The organism is Lentzea alba, assembly GCF_047445655.1.
Classification (GTDB): Bacteria; Actinomycetota; Actinomycetes; order Mycobacteriales; family Pseudonocardiaceae; genus Lentzea; species Lentzea alba_A.
In genome coordinates this window covers 202,856-220,885 of sequence record NZ_JAJAEG010000013.1, presented here as the reverse complement: position 1 = coordinate 220,885, position 18,030 = coordinate 202,856, and the positions used below count along the sequence as shown (strand labels likewise).

The window sequence follows — 18,030 nt, the reverse complement described above, 5'->3', positions numbered from 1 at the left end:
ATGAGAGCCATCAGCGTCGTCCTCGCCGCGACACTGGCCCTGACAGCTTGCGGCACAACGAACTCCGCGAGCAGTGGTGACTGTCCCGACAACGGCAGGGTGCGCTTCGGCGTCGAGCCGTACGAGGCGCCCGACAAGCTCAAGCCCGCCTACGAGGTGCTCGCCAAGGCGCTCACCACGAAGCTCGGCTGCGAGGTCGAGCTGCAGATCGTGGACGACTACGCGGCCGAGGTGCTGGCCATGCGCAACGGCAAGCTGGACATCGCGCAGTTCGGGCCGCTCGGTTACGTGTTCGCCTCGCAGAAGGCCAAGGCCGAGCCTCTCGCCTCGTTCGCCGACGGTTCCGGCAAGCTCACCAGCTACACCGCCGGCATCTGGGTCGCGAAGGACTCCCCGGCGCAGAAGATCGAGGACCTGGCCGGGAAGTCGCTGGCACTGAGCAGCGTCGGCAGCGCCTCCGGTGACGCACTTCCCCGCTACGGCCTGAAGAAGCACAACGTCGCGGACGTGAAGCTCGACTACGCCGGTGGTCACCCCGAGGCGATGCTCGCGCTGATCAACGGCAAGGTCGACGCCGCCGAGATCAACAGCCAGCAGCTCGCCAGCGCGAAGTCCGCCGGCACGTTCGACGAGTCGAAGTTCCGGCAGATCTGGAAGTCCGAGCCGATCCCGAACGACCCGATCACCGTGCGCGGCGACCTCGACGCGTCGTTCAAGGACAAGGTGCGCAAGGCGCTCCTCGAGCTCGGGCCGCAGGACGTCGAGAAGGTCGGCGCGTTCCTCGACGTCACCCCGCCCGGACCGCTCGTCGAGGTCACTAACGACACGTACAAGGTGCTCTTCGACCTCGCGAACACGCTGGGGCTCAAGGAAGAGGACGTCTGATGCTCGCCATCCGCGGCCTGCTCAAGTCGTTCGGCGGCCGCACCGTGCTGGACGGCCTCGACCTGCGGGTCGAGGCCGGGGAGTTCGTGGCGCTGCTCGGGCCGAACGGCTCGGGCAAGTCCACGGCCCTGCGCTGCGTCGTCGGGCTGGAGACGCCCGACGGCGGCGAGATCGACGTCAGTGGGAGCGCCGCGATGGTGTTCCAGAAGATCCACCTGGTCGGCCGCCGCAACGCGCTGGACAACGTGTGTTCCGGCGCGCTGGGCCGGCTGCCGCTGCACCGCTCGTTGATCTTTCCCGACGACGTGCGGGAAGAAGCGATGCAGTGCCTTGAACGGGTCGGGCTCGCGGACCGCGCGCTGGACAGGTGCGCGCGGCTTTCCGGTGGGCAGCAACAACGTGTGGCGATCGCGCGGGCGTTGTGCCAGCGCGCCAACGTGATCCTCGCGGACGAGCCCGTGTCGGCGCTCGACCCGCAGGCCGCCGTGCAGGTCATGGAGTTGCTGGTGGACCTCGCGGCCGAGGGGATGGCGGTGGTCGCGGTTCTGCACCAACCGGATCTCGCCCGCAAATACGCAAATCGGGTCGTCGAGATGCGAACGGTGGTAGCAGCATGAGCCGCGCACCGGGTCTCGTAGATGCACACGGTGGCGGCGCGGCACTCACCGTTCCGCGGCGCCGTTGGCCGTCCGCGGCCATCTGGGCCACGACGGCGGTCGTCCTCGTCGTGCACGTTCTCGCGTGGCAGGCCACCGAGTTCTCCCCTGCCGCGCTGATCGCGGGCTGGGAGGGCATGGCGGACTTCCTCGCCGAGTCGTTGCCACCGGACCTCTCGGTGCTCGGCAAGTCCCTCGAAGCAGCGGTGATCACCCTCTACATCGGACTGCTCGGCACCACGTTCTCGATCCCGTTCGCGCTCGTCCTCGCCCTGTGCGCTTCCAGGGCAACCACTTCCGCGGCGTGGGCGCAGCAGGCGGCACGCGCGGTGCTGTCGTTCCTGCGCTCGGTTCCGGACGTGGTGTTCGCGCTGATCTTCGTGACGGCCGTCGGGCTAGGGCCGTTCGCGGGCGTGCTGGCGTTGGTGTTCCACAACACCGGCGTCATGGGCAAGCTCTGGGCCGAGGCCATGGACGAGAGCGACCGCGGGCCGCGCGACGCCCTGCGGGTGACCGGTGCGTCCGGTCCGCAGATCGCGCTGCACGCGGTGCTCCCCACCGTCATGCCTTCTCTCGCCGGACTTCTGCTCTACCGGCTGGACGTCAACGTGCGGTCGTCGCTCGTGCTCGGCCTGGTCGGCGCGGGCGGGATCGGCTTCCTGATCAACCAGTCGATCAAGCTGTTCCGGTTCGACGAGATGGTCACGCACATCCTGGTCGTGCTGCTTCTTGTTGTTGTGGTCGACCAGGCTTCGGCGTTCGTGCGCAAGCGACTAGGTGCGTGATCTGCTGGCCGTAGCGGCGGCCCTGGTGCACCGTCACCGTGCCGTCCGCTGCGACCTCGCAGGGGTTGTTCGCCGTGCACTGCTCGCCGCTGTCGTTGCCCGTGCTGTGCACACCGACGACCGTGACACCGTCGCGCAGCACCAGCGGCGAACCCGACCCGCCGTGCGAAGGCTTGCACTCGGGGTCGTACCGATAGGCGTTGTCCTGCGTGTAGCCCTCCTCGCGGAGATGCGGCACAACGGCTTCGATCGTGCACTTGAAGCGGTTGCCGTTGCCCGACGAGATGATGTCGACCTTCTCGCCCGGCCTGGCGGACCGGTCGGCGAGCTTGAAGATCTTCACGCCCTTCGCGTAGAGCTGCGCGTAGGTCTGGTCCAGGCGGTAGAGCGCGGTGTCGGTGCCGCTCATGGTCGCGTAGACGACGTGGGTCGTCTTGGCCTTGGCCTGGAGGTAGCCCTGGCGGTCGCCGATGGTCACCGGGACCTCGATCGCGACCTCCTTCAGCGTCTGGCCGGGCGCTGGGCGTTCCGGGACGCAGTGGCCGTTGGTGAGGAGCAGCGCGGGGTCGCTGAGCCTCGTGCGGTCGGCCCTGACCACGGACGCGGAGCAGCGTCCTGCGAGCGACGCGGAGCCTTCGAGGTTCGGCACCGGGTCGTCCGGCGGGTTGAGCTTGCCGGTGACGACGTCGTTGATCCAGCCCTTGAAGTGGTGCACGTCGGTGTACATGACCGGTTGCGTGTCGCCCTGCGCCCCGCTCACGATGCCGGCCATCACCCAGCGGTCGCCGTCGCGAACGAGTCCGGGGCCGCCGGAGTCCATGTTCGTCGCGGCGACGCTGCCGTCCAGCGCGCCGATGCAGAGCTCGCGGTCCGCGTACATGCCCTCACAGTCCTGCGCCGGCTGGATCACGGTGTCCGCCTCGCGCAGCTTCTGCGGGTAGCACTCGGGCAGGCGCTGGCCGCACGTCATGCCCCAGCCGAGGATCCGGGTCTTCGTGCCTTCCGCCGGGCGGGCGTCCGGCAGCGCGACGGGCTTGGTCCTGGCCGGTTTCTTCAGCTTCAGCAGCCCGATGTCGCCTTCGTGGACGGGATGGGGCGAGTAGGTGATGAACCGTTCGACGGCGACCACCTCGCCGCCGCTGCCCGCATCGGTGGTGCCGAGCCGGACCGTCCAGTTCTTCGGCCGGCCGACCTGGGCGCCGCTGGGGTTGTTCTTGGTGCAGTGGCCCGCGGTCACCGCCCAGCTCGGGGCGACCAGCGTGACGCCGCAGGTGTGGCCGTCCTGGCGCGGCGAGTCGGGCCGCTGCAGCGAACCGGAGAACGGGTAGGGCGCCGGCGCCTCGACGCCGCCGCGAATGGCCGAGGCAGGGGTGACGGAGCTGATCGCGGCGAGGGCCGCGAAGCTCGTCGTCATTGACGTTCTCCTCGCCCTAAAGGGCGGGGATTCCCTCCACGCCGCGCGTGGACAGCACGGCGTCTGGGTGGATTCCCGTTTCACAGCGCGGCGCCAGCACGGATGCTGGTCTTACCTGCGCTCCACGGTCGTTTAGCCTCTCCGCACGTCCTGCGGCGAGGATGTTGATGGCGGCGTTGATGTCCCGATCATGGGCGACGCCGCAGAGGCAGGTCCACGATCGGATGTTCAACGGCTTCCGACCGTCAGCCCGGCCACATGCCGAGCAGGTTTGCGAGGTCGGCAGCCACCGGTCGATCCGCCCGAAGGTCCGCCCGTATCGGGCCGCCTTGTACTCCAGCATGCCGGTGAAGGTGGCCCATCCGGCGTCGTGCACGGACTTCGCGAGCCGGGTCCGGCCGAGACCAGCGACGCACAGGTCCTCGACGTACACCGCTTGGTTGTCGCGGATGATCGCCGTGGACAGCTTGTGCTGCCAGTCCCGCCGGCTATCGGCCACCTTCGCGTGTGCACGGGCGACCTTCACCACGGCTTTCCTGCGCCGGTTCGAGCCCTTGGCCTTGCGGGACAGGGCCTGTTGCAGCCGTGTAAGCCTGCGAGCGGCCTGCCGCAGGAACTTCGGTGCCGTGACCTTCGTGCCGTCCGACAGGACAGCGAAATGCGTCAAACCCAGATCGACACCGACCTCGGACTCCGAGGACGGCAGCGTCTCGTCCTGCTCCGACGCGACGACGAACGAGGCGAAGTACCGGCCAGCCGCGTCCTTCACGATGGTCACCGAGGACGGTTCAGACGGTAGGTCACGGGACCAGCGCACGTCGAGGTCACCGATCTTCGGCAGCCGCAACCGGCCGTTGCCGAGCACCGTGAACCGGGCGTTGCGGGTGAACCGGATGGCCTGCCGGTTGTCCTTGCGGGACCGAAACCGGGGCGGGGCGACCTTGCGGCCCTTGCGTGCGCCGGTGATGGAGGAGAAGAAGTTGCGGTAGGCGGTGTTCAGGTCCGCGAGTGCCTGCTGCAACACCACCGCGGACACCTCGCCCAGCCATGCCCGTTCAGGGGTGTGCTTGGCTCGGGTGATGACCTGCTTGGACAGCTCGCCATCCGACAGGTACGGGTCGCCGTTCACGTGGGCTGCCCGGCGGGCGTGCAGCGCGTCGTTGAACACCACCCGTGCGCAGCCGAACGCCCGCGCCAGCGCCTCACGCTGGCCAGGCATCGGATAGACGCGGAAGTTGTACCGAAGCTGCACAACGCCACCCTATGCAGTCGGTCTCATGACAGATCTCGCGGGCATTCGTACTGGCAGACACTGTGTTTTCGCCCTGCACGCCCACTTGGTCTTCGTGACGAATTACCGGCACGAGGTGTTCAGCGATCGGCACCTGACGCGGCTGGAAGAGATCACGCGGGCGGTGTGAGACAACTTCGAAACCGAGCTGGTCGAGTTCAATGGCGAGGCCGGCCACGTGCACCTTCTGGTGAACTTCCCGCCCAAGGTCGCGATCTCGAAACTGGTCAACAGCCTCAAGGGGGTCTCGTCCCGCAGGATGCGGCAGGAGTTCCCCGGCCTCGTGCGCCACTACTGGCGGGCGCAACGCCTCTGGTCGGGGTCGTACTTCGCCGGTTCGGTCGGCGGTGCCCCGATCAGCGTGCTGCGCCAGTACATCGAGCAGCAGGACCGGCCGGTTCAGGCCACGCTCGGCCGTGACCGGCCTCCCGCGCGGGCCTTCACCACCGGACTGAAGCCCGGCGCTAGCCGCAATTCGGTAGCACTTTCCGCATGCCGCAGAGGCTTTCGAACCTGTGTCCGCGCCGAGTGATGGCTCTGCAACAACTGCGCACGGCCGGTCGTTACGCAACGATGACGTGGCAAGAACGTCCTCATGAGACCCGTCGGGAAGGCTGGAGGGCATGCCGCGCGTACTGCTGATCGAGGACGACGAGGCGGTCCGCGAGGGACTGTCGCTCGCCCTGACCTACCAGGGACACACCGTGGACGCGGTGCGCACGGGCGAGGAGGGCCTCGAACTGCTCATGAGCGTCGCGCCGGACGTCGTCGTGCTGGACCTGATGCTGCCGGGCGTGGACGGGTTCGAGGTGTGCCGCCGCATCCGCGCGTCGGGTGACCTGCCGATCATCATGCTCACCGCGCGCAACGACGACATCGACGTCGTGGCCGGTCTGGAGGCCGGTGCCGACGACTACGTGGCCAAACCCGCGCAGGCCCGAGTGCTGGAGGCCCGCATCCGCGCGGTGCTGCGGCGGTCCTCCGTCTCGACGCCCGAGGTCGTGGCCGAACGCTACGGCGACCTGACGATCGACCGCGAGGGGCTCGTGGTGACGCGGCTCGGACGGCCGGTGTCGCTGGCGCCGACCGAACTGCGGTTGCTGCTGGAGCTGTCCTCGTCGCCGGGCCGGGTGATGTCGCGGCAGCAGTTGCTGGAGTCCGTGTGGGACCAGGGCTACCTCGGCGACTCGCGGCTGGTCGACGCGTGCGTGCAGCGGCTGCGTTCGAAGATCGAGGACGACCCGGCGACGCCGCTGTACGTCCAGACCGTGCGGGGCTTCGGCTACCGCTTCGGGCCGCTGTGACGCTGCGCCTGCGGCTGCTGCTCGCGTTCGCCTTCCTGAGCATCGTGACGGCGGTGGCGGTGGCCGGCGCCGGGTACGTCAAGGCCCGCGACGCGATCGTGCAGCGCGCCCAGGACAACGCCGTGATCGAGACGACGAACCGCGTCGAGCAGCTCTACCCGTTGCCCGCCCGGCCGCCGGACGCCGCTTCGCTGGAACGCATCGCCGGCCGGGTGTCCGGGCGCGAGGGGATGGCGCTCGCGCAGGCTCAGGGGCTGCACGCGGGCACGATGGACCCCGCGGTGATCACCGGCGAGCTGCGGTCGCTGGTGTCGGCCGGGTACGTGGGCTGGCAACGGGTGCCGTACATGGGCGGGGTGTGGCTCGTCGTGGGCATGCAGATGCGGGTTTCCGGCGGTGGGTCGTCCGGCATCGAGGTGTACGTGCTGCGGCCGTTCACCTCGGAGATCGAGGTGGTCGGCGAGCTCGCGCGCAACGCCTGGCTGATCGGCGGCGCGGGGCTGTTGCTGGCTTTGGGGCTGGGATTTCTGGCGGCACGCGGGGTGCTCGGGCCCGTTCGCGAGCTGCAGATGGCGGCGTGGCGGCTCGGTCAGGGCGATCTGGCCGCGCGGGTGCCGGTGCGGGGGCGGGACGAGCTGGCTTCGGTCGCCTCCACGTTCAACAGCACGGCCTCCTCGCTGGAGCACCACGTCGGTGAGCTGCGGCGGATGGAGGCGGACGCGCGCCGGTTCGTGGGCGACGTGTCGCACGAGCTGCGCACCCCGTTGGCCGCGATGACCGCGGTGACGGACGTGCTGGACGCCGAGACGGCCTCGCTGCCGGGAGTGGCCGGTCAAGCCGCTCGGCTGGTGAACCGGGAGACGCAGAACCTGACGCGGCTGGTCAACGACCTGATCGAGGTCACCCGGTTCGACTCCGGGACGGCGGCGCTGGCGTTGGACGACGTCGACGTGGCCGAGGTGGTGTCGCGGACGCTGAAGATGCGCGGGTTCGAGGTGACGGCCAGCTTGCCCGACGGAGTGCGGGCGCGGCTGGATCCACGGCGGTTGGACGTGATCGTGGCGAACCTGGTCGGGAACGCCTTGCGGCACGGTGCGCCGCCGGTGACCGTGACGCTCTACGTCGAGGGGTCGTCGCTGGTGATCCTGGTCGCGGACTCCGGTGCCGGGCTGTCGGACGAGGTGCTGCCGCACGTGTTCGCGCGGTTCTACAAGGCGGACTCGTCGCGCGGGCGGTCGGAGGGGTCCGGGCTCGGGCTGGCCATCGCCTGGGAGAACGCCCGGTTGCACGGGGGCACGCTGGTGGCGGCGAACCGGCCAGGTGGTGGGGCGTTGTTCACGCTGCGGCTGCCGCTCGGGGGTGAGCAGTGAGGCGTTGGCTCTTCGTGTTGGTGCTGCTCTGCTTGTCCGGGTGCGGGATCAGGCCGACCGACCCCATCACCGGCCTCGAAGCGCCCAGCGGTCCCGTCGAGAACACCTCGCCCGCGCTCTACTGGGTGTCCGAGGGCAAGGTCGTCGCGGTCACCCGGCCGCAGGGCAGCCTGAGCGGCTTCGACGTCGTCGCGCTGCTCGCCCAGGGCCCGACCAACGCCGAGCAGACCCGCGGCCTCACCACCGAGGTCCCGTTCGACGCGGCACCGTCGACCGTCGACCGCGTGGCCAACGGGCTCGACGTCTCGATCTCCACCGACGTCTCGCTGCTCAGCAAGGCCGCGGTCCAGCAGATCGTGTGCACGTTGCTCGGCATCCAGAACGTCGGCACCGTCAACCTGCGGGGTGGCGGCCATTCGCTCGAGTTCCTCAAGTGCGCTTGAATCGCGGACGTGCACGTCTACTCCATCCCGATGCGCGCGCGGTTCCGCGGCATCACCCAGCGCACCGGACTGCTGCTCGAAGGGCCTGCCGGATGGGGTGAGTTCTGCCCGTTCGAGGAGTACGACGACGACGAATCCATGTCGTGGCTCGCCTGCGCTCTCGAAGCCGCTCATGACGGCTGGCCGGCGCCCGTGCGTTCACGTATCCCGGTCAACTGCACGGTCCCGGTGGTCTCGCCCGAGAAGGCTCACGAGATCGTCGCGAAGTCGGGTTGTTCGACGGCCAAGGTGAAGGTCGCGGAGTCGACTTCGGCCGCGGACTGCGCACGACTCGAAGCCGTGAGGGACGCGTTGGGGCCGCAAGGGTTCGTGCGGGTCGACGCGAACATGATGTGGGACGTCGACACGGCCGTTGCCGCGATCAAGGCCATGGACAAGGCCGCCGGCGGGCTCCAGTACGTGGAACAGCCGTGCCACACGCTGGAAGAGCTCGCGGACGTCCGGAAACGGGTCAACGTGCCGATCGCCGCGGACGAGTCGATCCGCAAGGCCGACGACCCGCTCAAGGTCGCCGTGTCCGGGGCCGCGGACATCGCGGTGATCAAGGTGGCGCCGCTGGGCGGGGTGAGGAAGGCCCTGGAGGTGGCCGAGGCGTGCGGGCTGCCGTGTGTGGTGTCGTCGGCGCTGGAAACGTCCGTCGGCATGGCCGCCGGGATCGCACTCGCGGCCGCACTCCCGCAGCTCGACTACGCGTGCGGGCTCGCCACGCTCCAACTGCTGGACGGCGACGTCACAAGTGACTCGCTGACGCCGGTGAACGGCTTCCTGCCCGTGGTCGGCAAGGCCCCGGTGCCGGACCGCATCGCGGAGTTCGAGAGCGGCGACGAGGCCTGGGTCGAGCGGTACCGGAGGGTCGAGGCGAAGCTCAGGGCTTGGCCCTGCTCAGACCCTGCCCGTTCGCCCCGAGGCTGAACACGATCCCCTCGGTCCGGTTGATCGCCTGAGTCCGCCGATCAGTGGCCGGCACCCGAGTCAGATCGACCAGCCGAATCGGCGGCCCCAGCTCGACCAACGTCGGCGTGTAGGAAGCCTCGACGACGGACCAGCCTTCGGGCCCCTGCTCGAACTTGAACCGCGCGATCGCCCCCTCCTCGGTGACGCCACGAGGCTCGGCGTGCCGGGCGACCTCGTTCCCGAGCCCGTACGCCACCCACTTCTTGCCGATCTTCTCGAACGGCTGCACCACGTGGACGTGCGTGCCGATGATCAGGTCCAGCGCGGGATCGGCCAGCAGCTGGCGGGCCAGGGCTTTCTGGTCCGCGGTCGCCTCGTGCTGGTACTCGTTGCCCCACTGCACGGACAGCACGACGACCTCGGCGCCGGCCTCACGGGCCTTGCGGGCGTCGGCGAGGATCTTGGTCGCGTTGATCTGGTTCGCGCGCCACGGCTGGGGCAGCGGGATGCCGTTGAAGCCGTACGTGAACGACAGCTGGGCCACCTTCACGCCGCCCGCGTCGAGGATGAGCGGCGCGGCGGACTCCTCGGGCGTGCGGAACGAGCCGGTGTGCTTCAGGCCGACGGCGTCCATCGCGTCCAGCGTCGTCTGGATCGCCGAGACACCGCGGTCCAGTGTGTGGTTCGAGGCGGTCGAGCAGGAGTCGTAGCCCACGTCGACCAGGCCCTTCGCCACCTCGGGCGGCGCCAGGAACGACGGATAGCCGAAGAACGGCCCCTCCTTCTTCCCGAGCGGTACCTCCAGGTGACAAAGAGACAAATCAGCCTTCAGGGTGTCCTTGATGCCCGAGAAGAGCGGCAGGAAGTCACGCCCGGCAGCGCCACCGTCCGCGACGGCCTGCTCGGTCAGCGCGGGGTGGATCAGGATGTCGCCGCCCGCGGTCAGCACGAACGAGCGCGGCGGGGGCGGGCCCGACGACGTGGGCGAGGAGGGCGTCGACGGCGGTGTGGTGATGACGACCGGCGAGCCTGTGCACCCGGACAGCACAAGCCCGGTGACCAGCACGAATGCTGGCCACCGGACCGCACGCTTCAGCGCTGCCGCCTGCGTCGCAGGACCACGAACAGCGCGACGGCCAAGACCGCGGCCGCAATGGGTAGCACGCGCTTCAACACCGGAACGCCTGCCGTGTCGATCAGGTCGATCGGCTCGTCGGGGACCACTCGGAGATGCTGCTGTTGCGCCACCTCGTCAGGATCCACGGAACCCAGCGTGCTCGCCAGGCATTCGGCGAACTGGCCCACGAGCTTGCCACTGACCTCGGAGATCAGGCCGCGGCCGAGTTGGGCCGGACGGCCCGTCACGTTCAGGTCCGTCTCGACCTCGACCGACTCGCCCACCTGGAACGTCACGGTCGCGGAGGCCGTGCCGTTGCCACGGGTGTCCTTGCCCGCGGCTTTCATCACCGCGCGGCGCAGCACCGGGTCGATCTCCACGAACTCGCCGGTCCCCCGGTACAGCAGCTGCACCGGGCCGAGCTTGACCTTCACCTCCCCGCTGAACGTCTTGCCGTCGACCGAGGTCAGCGTGGCGCCCGGCAGGCACGGCGCCACGCGTTCCGGGTCGAGCAGCGCCTCCCAGACCTCCTCGGCCGGGGCAGGCGCGACGAACGAGTGCGTCAGCTTCATCCCGCTACCGCCGCCGTCAGTGCACGGCCCGTCAGCACCCGAGCCAGGTTGTCCTTGTAACCGTCACCGGAGGACGCCCGCACAGCCGCGGCAGAGATCGACTCAGAGGTGGCCGGCTGACCGACCAGAGCGGCCTCGACGTCAGTGGCACGCACCGGACCCGCACCGACGTTGGTGAGACCGATCCGAGCAGCGGCGATCGTGCCGTCGCTGATCTGCACGGCCGCCGCGACCGCGACGATCGACCACGCCTGGGCGACCCGGTTGAGCTTCTCGTAGTGCGCTCCCCAACCGGTGTATTTCGGCACCCTGACATCGATCAGGATCTCGTCGGGGGCCAGCGCGGTCTCGAAGTAGTCGACGAAGAACTCCGAGGCCGGCACCTCACGACGCCCGGACGGCCCGGCGATGATCATCACCGCGTCCAGGGCCAGCGCAGGCGCCAGCAGGTCGCCCGCCGGGTCCGCGTGGCACAGCGAGCCGCCGAACGTGCCGCGGTGCCGGACCTGCGGATCGGCCACCGTGTCCGTGACCAGCTTCAACAACAACGCGTGGTCGTGGATCAGATGGTCGCGCTGCACCTCGTAGTGCGTGGTCATGGCACCGATGAGCAACGAGTCACCGTCGTCGCGCACGCCCGTCAGCTCGGTCAAGCCACCGATGTCGATCAACGCCGTGGGTGCCGCCAACCGCATGCGCAGCACCGGCACGAGCGACTGCCCGCCCGCGATGACCTTGGCGTCCTCGCCCTCCTCGGCGAGCATCCGCACGGCTTCGTCCACAGTGGACGGGAACAGGTACTTGAACTCCGCCGGGATCACGACCGACCTCCCTGCGAGTCGATGGAACCGAGCCCACCGGCGGCCGGCGTGGACGGATCAGCCGACCCGCCCTGCAGCGCCGTCCACACCCGTTCCGGCGACATCGGCATCTCGATGTCCCGCACGCCCAGGTGCCGCACGGCATCCAGGACGCTGTTCACCACCGCGGGCGTCGACGCGATCGTGCCGGCCTCGCCGACTCCCTTGACTCCCAACGGGTTCGACGTTGCCGGAGTGGCAGTACGAGCCGTGAGGAACCCGGGCAGATCGGCCGCGGAAGGCACCAGGTAGTCGGCGAGGGTCGCCGTCGTCAGCGTGCCCATCTCGTCGTGGATGGCTTCCTCGTACAACGCCTGCGCGATGCCCTGCGCCAGCCCACCGTGCACCTGGCCGTCGACGATCAACGGGTTCACGACCGTGCCGACGTCGTCGACCGCCACGTACCTGGAGATCCGGACCATGCCGGTCTCCGTGTCGACTTCCGTTGCGCACAAATGGGTTCCGTGCGGGAAGGAGAAGTTGTCCGGGTCGAACGTGGCATCGGCGTCCATGCCCGGTTCCATGCCCTCGGGCAGGTCGTGCGCCACGTGCGCGGCCAGCACGACGTCACCCAAAGTGCGAACCGTGGACGTGCCGCGGACGGAGAACGACCCGGTGGCGAACTCCACGTCCGCCTCGTCGCACTCCATCATGTGCGCGGCCAGCCGTTTCGCTTTGGCGAGGACTTTGTCCGCCGCGTGCACCAGAGCCGTGCCGCCAACAGCCAAAGACCTCGACCCGTAGCTGTCCATGCCCTTGTGCGACGACGCCGTGTCGCCGTGCAGCACCTCGACGTCCTCGAACGGCACTCCGAGCCGGTCGGCGACGATCTGCGACCACACCGTCTCGTGCCCCTGCCCGTGCGGCGAGGTCCCGGTGATCACCTCGACCTTGCCGGTGGGCAGCATCCGGATCGACGCGGTCTCCCAACCGCCTGCGGCATAACGCAAAGCGCCCAACACCCGGGATGGCGCGAGGCCGCACATCTCGGTGTAGGTGGAGATCCCGATGCCCAGCTGCACCACCGAACCGTCCGCACGACGCCGTGCCTGCTCCTCACGCAGTGCCTCGTAGTCGAACAGCTCCATCGCGCGAGCCGTCGCGGCCTCGTAGTTGCCGGAGTCGTAGGTGAGACCCGCGACCGTGTTGAACGGGAACTCGTCGTGCTTGATCCAGTTCTGCTGCCGCAGCTCCATCGGGTCGCGGCCCAGCTCGACCGCGAGCTCGTCCATCATCCGCTCGACCGCGAACGTGGCCTCGGGCCGCCCTGCACCGCGGTAGGCGTCCGTCGGCACCTTGTTCGTGAACACGTTGGTGCACACGAACCGGTAAGCCGCGAACTTGTAGATCGCGTTGAACATGAACGCGCCCAGGATCGGCACGCCCGGCGACACCAGCCGCAGGTACGCGCCCATGTCGGCGAGCAGCTCGACCTTCAGGCCGGTCACGGTGCCGTCGCGGCGGGCGGACAGCGTGATCTTCTGGATCTGGTCGCGGCCGTGGTGCGCGGACAGCATCGACTCGGTGCGCGACTCGGTCCACTTGACCGGACGGCCCATCCGCCGCGCGACGAGCAGGCAGAGCAGCTCCTCCGGGGTGACCTGGAGCTTGCCGCCGAACCCGCCGCCGACGTCCGGCGCGATCACGCGGAGCTTCTGCTCGGCGATGCCGGTGACGGCGGAGAGCATCCAGCGCAGGATGTGCGGGATCTGCGTCGCGGACCAGATGGTGAACATGTCGGCGCTCGGGTCCACGACGACCGAACGCGGTTCCATGAACGACGGGATCAGCCGCTGCTGCCGGAACGTCCGTTCGATCACGACCTCCGCGGACGCGATCTCGTCCTCGACGTTGGTGCCGCTCCCCGCCTCAGCCGAGTCGAAGATCCAGGTCGCGCACTTGTTCGTGCCCAGGTCCGGGTGGACGAGATCGCTGTCCCGCAGTGCTTCTTCCATGTCGAGCACGACCGGCAACTCGTCGTAGTCGACGTCGATCGCGGCCAGCGCGTCCGCGGCGCGGTAGGCGCTGTCGGCGATCACCAACGCCACCGCCTCGCCGGCGAAGTTGACCTCGTCGACGGCCAGCGCGGGCGCGGGCGGTGCCTTCATGTCCGCGGTGATCGGCCACGCGCACGGCAGCGAACCCTGCTCGGCGGCGAAGTCCTCACCGGTCAGCACGATCGCAACACCGGGCATCGCGGTGGCACGACTGCAGTCGATGTTGCGGATGCGGGCGTGTGCGACAGGACTGCGCAGCACGGCCATGTGGAGCATGCCCGTCAGCTGGATGTTGTCGGTCCACTTGGTCTGACCGGTGATCAGGCGACCGTCTTCCTTGCGGAGCCTGGCTTTGCCGACTTCAGGTTCCGCGGTGGCGGTCATTCGCCACCTACCGGCTGCTTCGACACGACGTGGTCGTCCGTGTGCTGTTCCATCTTCGGGCCGGCGCCCGGCCGCATCCGGTGGGCGGCGTCCTGGACCGCGCGGACGATGTTCTGGTAGCCCGTGCAGCGGCAGAGGTTGCCCTCCAGGCCCTTCCGCACGGTCTCGTCGTCGGGATCCGACTCGTCGGCGAGCAGGTCGATCGCCTGCATGATCATGCCGGGCGTGCAGAAGCCGCACTGCAGCGCGTGGTTGTTGCGGAACGCCTCCTGCACCGGGTGCAGCTTGCCGTCGCGGGCGAGGCCTTCGATCGTGGTGACGTCGTGCCCGTTCGCCTGGACCGCGAACATCTGGCACGACTTCACGCTGTGGCCGTCGAGGTGCACCGTGCAGGCTCCGCAGTTGCCGGTGTCGCAGCCGACGACGGTGCCGGTCTTGCCCAGACGCTCCCGCAGGTAGTGGACGAGCAGGAGGCGGGGTTCGACCTCGTCGGCGTACGTCACTCCGTCGACGTTGACCGAGATGTGCATTGGAACCCTCCCGTGCTTTATCGAAACGGCGGTGGGCCTTCTTCTTTTTTAGTGACGAGGGTCACTTCAGCCTCCTCCCTGTGTGCGGGTTCAACAACCCGATCAGTGGTGGATCGGTTCACCAAGATCGACCAACCGCCGGCCACTTCCCTTCCACCTCAAGGAAATGATCTCGGCGGCGATCGACACCGCGGTCTCCTCCGGTGTCCTGGCGCCCAGATCCAGCCCGATCGGCGACGCGAGGTGAGCCAGTTCGCTCTCGGTCAAACCGGCTTCCCTCAAGCGTTGCAAGCGATCTTCGTGCGTGCGCCGCGAACCCATCGCGCCGACGTAGCCGACCTTGAGCCGCAACGCGACCTCCAGCAACGGCACGTCGAACTTCGGATCATGGGTCAGGACAGCGATCACCGTGCGTTCGTCCAATTTGGACGCTTCACCTTCGAGGTACCTGTGCGGCCAGGCGACGACGACCTCGTCCGCCTCCGGAAAACGGCTGCGGGTGGCGAACACCGGCCGCGCGTCGCAGACGGTCACGCGGTAGCCGAGGAACGCGCCGAGCCGCGCCATCGCGGCGGCGAAGTCGATCGCGCCGAACACGAGCATGCGCGGTGGCGGTTCGAACGAGTTCACGAACACGCTCATGCCCTCGCCACGACGCTGACCGTCCGGGCCGTACTGCAGCACGCCGCTACGACCTGAAGCGAGCATGCCGCGCGCGTCGTCCGTGACGGCGTCGTCGATGCGCGCAGACCCGAGACCGCCCGAGCGGCGGTCAGGCCAGATCACCAGGCGCCGGCCGATGCCGTCCGGGTGCTCGATGACGGTCGCGACGGCCACCGGCTGCTCGGCCCTGACCGTCTCCACCACCTCACTGAGCTGCGGAAACGTGTCTGCGGTGATCTTCTCGACGTAGATGTCGATGATCCCGCCACAGGTCAGCCCGACCGCGAACGCGTCGTCGTCGCTCACCCCGTACCGCTGCAGGACCGGTTCGTCGGTCTCCTGTGCGAGGTCGTAGACAGCGCCCTCGACGCACCCGCCGGACACGCTGCCGACCGCCTCGCCGTCCTGCGTCACGAGCATCGCCGCGCCCGCGGGCCGCGGGGCCGAGCTGAAGGTCGCGACCACGGTCCCGACGCCGACCGTTTCGCCGTTCGCCACCCGTTCCGCGAGGTCGAACAGGACATCACGCACGGCGCACCTCCTTCAGCAGTTCTTCCAACGCGTGCACGCTGTGGCCGGCGACCATCCTGTCGACGTGCGGCAGCGCTGCCACGACACCTTGCTGGACGGGCCGGTAGCCGGGTTTGCCCGCGTGGGGGTTGGCCCAGATGACCCTGTGACTCACCCGTCTCAACCTCGCCATCTCGTTCGCCAGCAGGCTCGGGTCGCCACGTTCCCAGCCGTCGCTGAACAACACGACCACCGCACCTCGCTGCCGCCACTGCTGGTTGAACCTTCTGACAGCCTCACCGAGCCTCGTGCCGCCCTCGTAGTCGGGGATTGCCCGTCCGGCAGCCCGCAACGCCCGCTCCGGATCGCGTTCGCGCAGCTGCCGGGTCACGCGGGTGAGCCGGGTGCCGATCGTGCGGACCTCGACGGGCATGGCGTGCGCGATGACGTGCGCGAACCGCAGCAGCGCGTCGGAGTACGCGGCCATCGAGCCGGAGACGTCGATCAGCAACACCAGCCTGCGTGCCTTGACGCCCCTGCGGCGGTGCCGTGGCAACGCGATCTCGCCGCCGATCTCGATCATCGCGCGCACGGTCCTGGCCAGGTCGATGCGGCCACGACGGGCCTTCTTCAGCCTCCGGGAACGTCGGCGCGGCGGGAGAGGTTTCAGGCGAGCGATCAGCGGCGCCGCGTTGAACTCGGAGATGTCCTTGTGCCGCAGCACTTCCACGTCCGACGCGGCGACACCGACCGTGACCGAGTCGAGCTCGATCGTCGTGCGCGGCCGTGGTGGGGTGCCGCCGAAGTACGCCCGGTAGGCCGCGTCGTAGCGCGCCAGGTCGTCGGGATCGGTGCAGAGCGTGAGCCGCCCCGCCCAGTAGAGGTCGACGTGCTCGGACGCCCGCAGGTAGGCCTGGACGCGGTCCGGCCCGCACTGAAGTCCGGCGCCCCGCAGGACGCGCGTGAACCCCACGCAGGCTTCCGTCACCCCACGATTGTGCTCCCGATCACCCGGTCCGCGTCCTCCCGGTACTTGAGCACGGCACCGAGCGTCGTCGCGTCCGGTTCGGTCCGCCCCAGCGCCTGCAGCGCCCGCGCCCAGTCCAGCGACTCGGCGACACCCGGCGGCTTCAGCAGGTCGAGCCCGCGCATCTTCCGCACGGCCTCCGCCACCTTCTGCGCGAGCCGTTCGTCGAGGCCGGGCAGGGTGCGTCGCAGGATCGCGACCTCGCGGTCGATCGAGGGGTGCTCCAGCCAGTGGTAGAGGCAGCGGCGCTTCAACGCGTCGTGCACCTCCCGGGTCCGGTTCGAGGTCAGCACGGTGAGCGGCGGCGTGGAGGCCCTGATCTCGCCGAACTCCGGGATGCTGACCGCGTTCTCGGACAGCACCTCCAGCAGGAACGCCTCGAACTCGTCGTCCGCCCGGTCGATCTCGTCCACCAGCAGCACGCACGGTGCGTTCTCCAGCGCCTGCAGCAGCGGCCGGGCCAGCAGGAACCGGCGCGTGTAGAGGGACGCCTCGTCGACCTCGCCGCGGGTTTCGAGCACGCGCAGGTGCATGAGCTGACGCGGGTAGTCCCAGTCGTACAACGCCTGGGTGGCGTCGATGCCCTCGTGGCACTGGAGCCGGATGAGCGGCACGTCCATCGCCTTGGCCAGCGCCAGCGCCAGCGAGGTCTTGCCGGTGCCGGGCTCGCCTTCGAGGAACAGCGGCCGTCCCATCGCGACCGCGAGGAACGCCGCCGTGGCGATCCCGCCGTCCGGCAGGTACCCCGCGCGGTCGAGCCCTGACGCCAGGTCCTCAGGGGACTCCATGAGCCTCAGGGTAGGCCCTGTTCCCAGGGCCTCGCCCCTCTATGGTGGGCGGATGGGGTCGATCAAGCAGGTCCAGATCACGTTCGACTGCGCGGAGCCGGTGCGCGTCGGCCGGTTCTGGTGCGAGGTGCTCGGGTACGTCGGACCGGCCGATCACGACGACGACTCGTGGTTCGCCGCCAGTGATCCTTCCGGGGCAGGTCCGCGACTGTTCTTCCAGCGCGTGCCGGAAGGCAAGATCGTGAAGAACCGCGTGCACCTCGACGTGCGGGTCGGCACCGGGCTGGTGGGCGAGGAGCGCCTCGCCGCGCTCGAGGCCGAGTGCGCACGCCTGCTCCCGCTCGGTGCGGTGCGCGGGCAGCTGCTGCTCGCCGACGGCGTCAACGAGTCGTGCCTCAACATGCAGGACGTCGAGGGCAACGAGTTCTGCCTCGACTGACCCTGGGACCGGACCCCGGAATCAGGGTCGGGTTCCGGGTG

The 18,030-nt window shown here is 69.2% G+C and carries 18 protein-coding genes and 1 pseudogene; 9 read left to right on the top strand and 10 right to left on the bottom strand.

All coding sequences use genetic code 11. The annotated features are described in order from the left end of the window. From LFM09_RS22990 to phnE, 3 genes are read left to right on the top strand one after another with little or no spacing between them, the layout of a single operon-like run. Window positions 1-885 carry a phosphate/phosphite/phosphonate ABC transporter substrate-binding protein gene (locus tag LFM09_RS22990; RefSeq protein ID WP_414098584.1) on the top strand — a complete coding sequence of 295 codons (885 nt, stop codon included), beginning with the start codon at window positions 1-3 and terminating at the stop codon, window positions 883-885. Then, window positions 885-1,502, top strand: a complete 618-nt coding sequence (locus LFM09_RS22985) for a phosphonate ABC transporter ATP-binding protein (protein ID WP_414098583.1) — start codon at window positions 885-887, stop codon at window positions 1,500-1,502. Before LFM09_RS22990 ends, LFM09_RS22985 begins: the two co-directional genes overlap by 1 nt. Next, complete coding sequence (gene phnE, locus LFM09_RS22980) at window positions 1,499-2,326, top strand: phosphonate ABC transporter, permease protein PhnE (protein WP_414098582.1); 828 nt, start codon at window positions 1,499-1,501, stop codon at window positions 2,324-2,326. The genes LFM09_RS22985 and phnE overlap by 4 nt, the downstream gene beginning before the upstream one ends. On the opposite strand, the gene LFM09_RS22975 is transcribed toward phnE, so the two are convergent. Then, the gene (locus LFM09_RS22975) at window positions 2,244-3,740 is read right to left on the bottom strand and encodes a trypsin-like serine protease (RefSeq protein ID WP_414098581.1); all 1,497 of its coding nucleotides are present in this window, start codon (window positions 3,738-3,740) and stop codon (window positions 2,244-2,246) included. The two genes, phnE and LFM09_RS22975, sit on opposite strands and share 83 nt — an antisense overlap. Window positions 3,741-3,756: 16 nt before the next feature. Continuing rightward, on the bottom strand, window positions 3,757-4,992 hold the full coding sequence (locus tag LFM09_RS22970) for an RNA-guided endonuclease InsQ/TnpB family protein (protein WP_414098580.1): 1,236 nt from the start codon (window positions 4,990-4,992) through the stop codon (window positions 3,757-3,759). A gap of 25 nt (window positions 4,993-5,017) precedes the next feature. On the opposite strand from LFM09_RS22970, the pseudogene tnpA reads away from it, so the two are divergent. The 5 genes and pseudogenes from tnpA to LFM09_RS22945 all read left to right on the top strand — a co-directional run. Then, window positions 5,018-5,428 (top strand): annotated as a pseudogene (gene tnpA, locus LFM09_RS22965) (IS200/IS605 family transposase); the annotation flags it as partial. Between the two features lie 226 nt (window positions 5,429-5,654). Next, the gene (locus tag LFM09_RS22960) at window positions 5,655-6,335 is read left to right on the top strand and encodes a response regulator (RefSeq protein ID WP_414098579.1); all 681 of its coding nucleotides are present in this window, start codon (window positions 5,655-5,657) and stop codon (window positions 6,333-6,335) included. Next, on the top strand, window positions 6,332-7,705 hold the full coding sequence (locus LFM09_RS22955; protein WP_414098578.1) for an ATP-binding protein: 1,374 nt from the start codon (window positions 6,332-6,334) through the stop codon (window positions 7,703-7,705). The genes LFM09_RS22960 and LFM09_RS22955 overlap by 4 nt, the downstream gene beginning before the upstream one ends. Beyond that, window positions 7,702-8,148 carry a GerMN domain-containing protein gene (locus LFM09_RS22950; protein WP_414098577.1) on the top strand — a complete coding sequence of 149 codons (447 nt, stop codon included), beginning with the start codon at window positions 7,702-7,704 and terminating at the stop codon, window positions 8,146-8,148. Before LFM09_RS22955 ends, LFM09_RS22950 begins: the two co-directional genes overlap by 4 nt. A 9-nt stretch (window positions 8,149-8,157) precedes the next feature. After that, a complete protein-coding gene (locus LFM09_RS22945) occupies window positions 8,158-9,120 on the top strand; it encodes an o-succinylbenzoate synthase (RefSeq protein ID WP_414098576.1) in 963 nt (320 codons plus the stop codon). On the opposite strand, the gene LFM09_RS22940 is transcribed toward LFM09_RS22945, so the two are convergent. The 8 genes from LFM09_RS22940 to LFM09_RS22905 form a co-directional block, all read right to left on the bottom strand. Continuing rightward, entirely contained in the window at window positions 9,074-10,168 is a 1,095-nt protein-coding gene (locus tag LFM09_RS22940; protein ID WP_414098575.1) for a CapA family protein, read from the bottom strand. The two genes, LFM09_RS22945 and LFM09_RS22940, sit on opposite strands and share 47 nt — an antisense overlap. Before the next feature lie 26 nt (window positions 10,169-10,194). Then, window positions 10,195-10,791: an SRPBCC family protein gene (locus tag LFM09_RS22935; RefSeq protein WP_414098574.1), complete on the bottom strand. Its 597-nt coding sequence runs from the start codon at window positions 10,789-10,791 to the stop codon at window positions 10,195-10,197. Further along, complete coding sequence (locus LFM09_RS22930; protein ID WP_414098573.1) at window positions 10,788-11,612, bottom strand: FAD binding domain-containing protein; 825 nt, start codon at window positions 11,610-11,612, stop codon at window positions 10,788-10,790. The genes LFM09_RS22935 and LFM09_RS22930 overlap by 4 nt, the downstream gene beginning before the upstream one ends. After that, window positions 11,609-14,032 carry a xanthine dehydrogenase family protein molybdopterin-binding subunit gene (locus tag LFM09_RS22925; protein WP_414098572.1) on the bottom strand — a complete coding sequence of 808 codons (2,424 nt, stop codon included), beginning with the start codon at window positions 14,030-14,032 and terminating at the stop codon, window positions 11,609-11,611. Before LFM09_RS22925 ends, LFM09_RS22930 begins: the two co-directional genes overlap by 4 nt. After that, on the bottom strand, window positions 14,029-14,562 hold the full coding sequence (locus LFM09_RS22920) for a (2Fe-2S)-binding protein (RefSeq protein WP_414098571.1): 534 nt from the start codon (window positions 14,560-14,562) through the stop codon (window positions 14,029-14,031). Before LFM09_RS22920 ends, LFM09_RS22925 begins: the two co-directional genes overlap by 4 nt. Before the next feature lie 102 nt (window positions 14,563-14,664). Then, window positions 14,665-15,756 carry an XdhC family protein gene (locus LFM09_RS22915; RefSeq protein ID WP_414098570.1) on the bottom strand — a complete coding sequence of 364 codons (1,092 nt, stop codon included), beginning with the start codon at window positions 15,754-15,756 and terminating at the stop codon, window positions 14,665-14,667. Next, on the bottom strand, window positions 15,749-16,723 hold the full coding sequence (locus tag LFM09_RS22910; protein ID WP_414098569.1) for a vWA domain-containing protein: 975 nt from the start codon (window positions 16,721-16,723) through the stop codon (window positions 15,749-15,751). The genes LFM09_RS22915 and LFM09_RS22910 overlap by 8 nt, the downstream gene beginning before the upstream one ends. Next, a complete protein-coding gene (locus LFM09_RS22905; RefSeq protein WP_414098568.1) occupies window positions 16,720-17,550 on the bottom strand; it encodes an AAA family ATPase in 831 nt (276 codons plus the stop codon). Before LFM09_RS22905 ends, LFM09_RS22910 begins: the two co-directional genes overlap by 4 nt. Before the next feature lie 52 nt (window positions 17,551-17,602). Between LFM09_RS22905 and LFM09_RS22900 the strand changes: the two genes are divergently transcribed. Next, window positions 17,603-17,989: a VOC family protein gene (locus tag LFM09_RS22900; RefSeq protein ID WP_414098567.1), complete on the top strand. Its 387-nt coding sequence runs from the start codon at window positions 17,603-17,605 to the stop codon at window positions 17,987-17,989. Window positions 17,990-18,030: the final 41 nt, after the last annotated feature.

What these genes read in the sequence shown, in the direction of transcription:
- LFM09_RS22975 (WP_414098581.1), bottom strand. Translation starts at nt 3,740, where the DNA reads ATGACGACGAGCTTCGCGGCCCTCGCCGCGATCAGCTCCGTCACCCCT.
- LFM09_RS22935 (WP_414098574.1), bottom strand. Translation starts at nt 10,791, where the DNA reads ATGAAGCTGACGCACTCGTTCGTCGCGCCTGCCCCGGCCGAGGAGGTC.
- LFM09_RS22900 (WP_414098567.1), top strand. Translation starts at nt 17,603, where the DNA reads ATGGGGTCGATCAAGCAGGTCCAGATCACGTTCGACTGCGCGGAGCCG.
- LFM09_RS22990 (WP_414098584.1), top strand. Translation starts at nt 1, where the DNA reads ATGAGAGCCATCAGCGTCGTCCTCGCCGCGACACTGGCCCTGACAGCT.
- LFM09_RS22920 (WP_414098571.1), bottom strand. Translation starts at nt 14,562, where the DNA reads ATGCACATCTCGGTCAACGTCGACGGAGTGACGTACGCCGACGAGGTC.
- LFM09_RS22905 (WP_414098568.1), bottom strand. Translation starts at nt 17,550, where the DNA reads ATGGAGTCCCCTGAGGACCTGGCGTCAGGGCTCGACCGCGCGGGGTAC.
- LFM09_RS22925 (WP_414098572.1), bottom strand. Translation starts at nt 14,032, where the DNA reads ATGACCGCCACCGCGGAACCTGAAGTCGGCAAAGCCAGGCTCCGCAAG.
- LFM09_RS22985 (WP_414098583.1), top strand. Translation starts at nt 885, where the DNA reads ATGCTCGCCATCCGCGGCCTGCTCAAGTCGTTCGGCGGCCGCACCGTG.
- LFM09_RS22960 (WP_414098579.1), top strand. Translation starts at nt 5,655, where the DNA reads ATGCCGCGCGTACTGCTGATCGAGGACGACGAGGCGGTCCGCGAGGGA.
- phnE (WP_414098582.1), top strand. Translation starts at nt 1,499, where the DNA reads ATGAGCCGCGCACCGGGTCTCGTAGATGCACACGGTGGCGGCGCGGCA.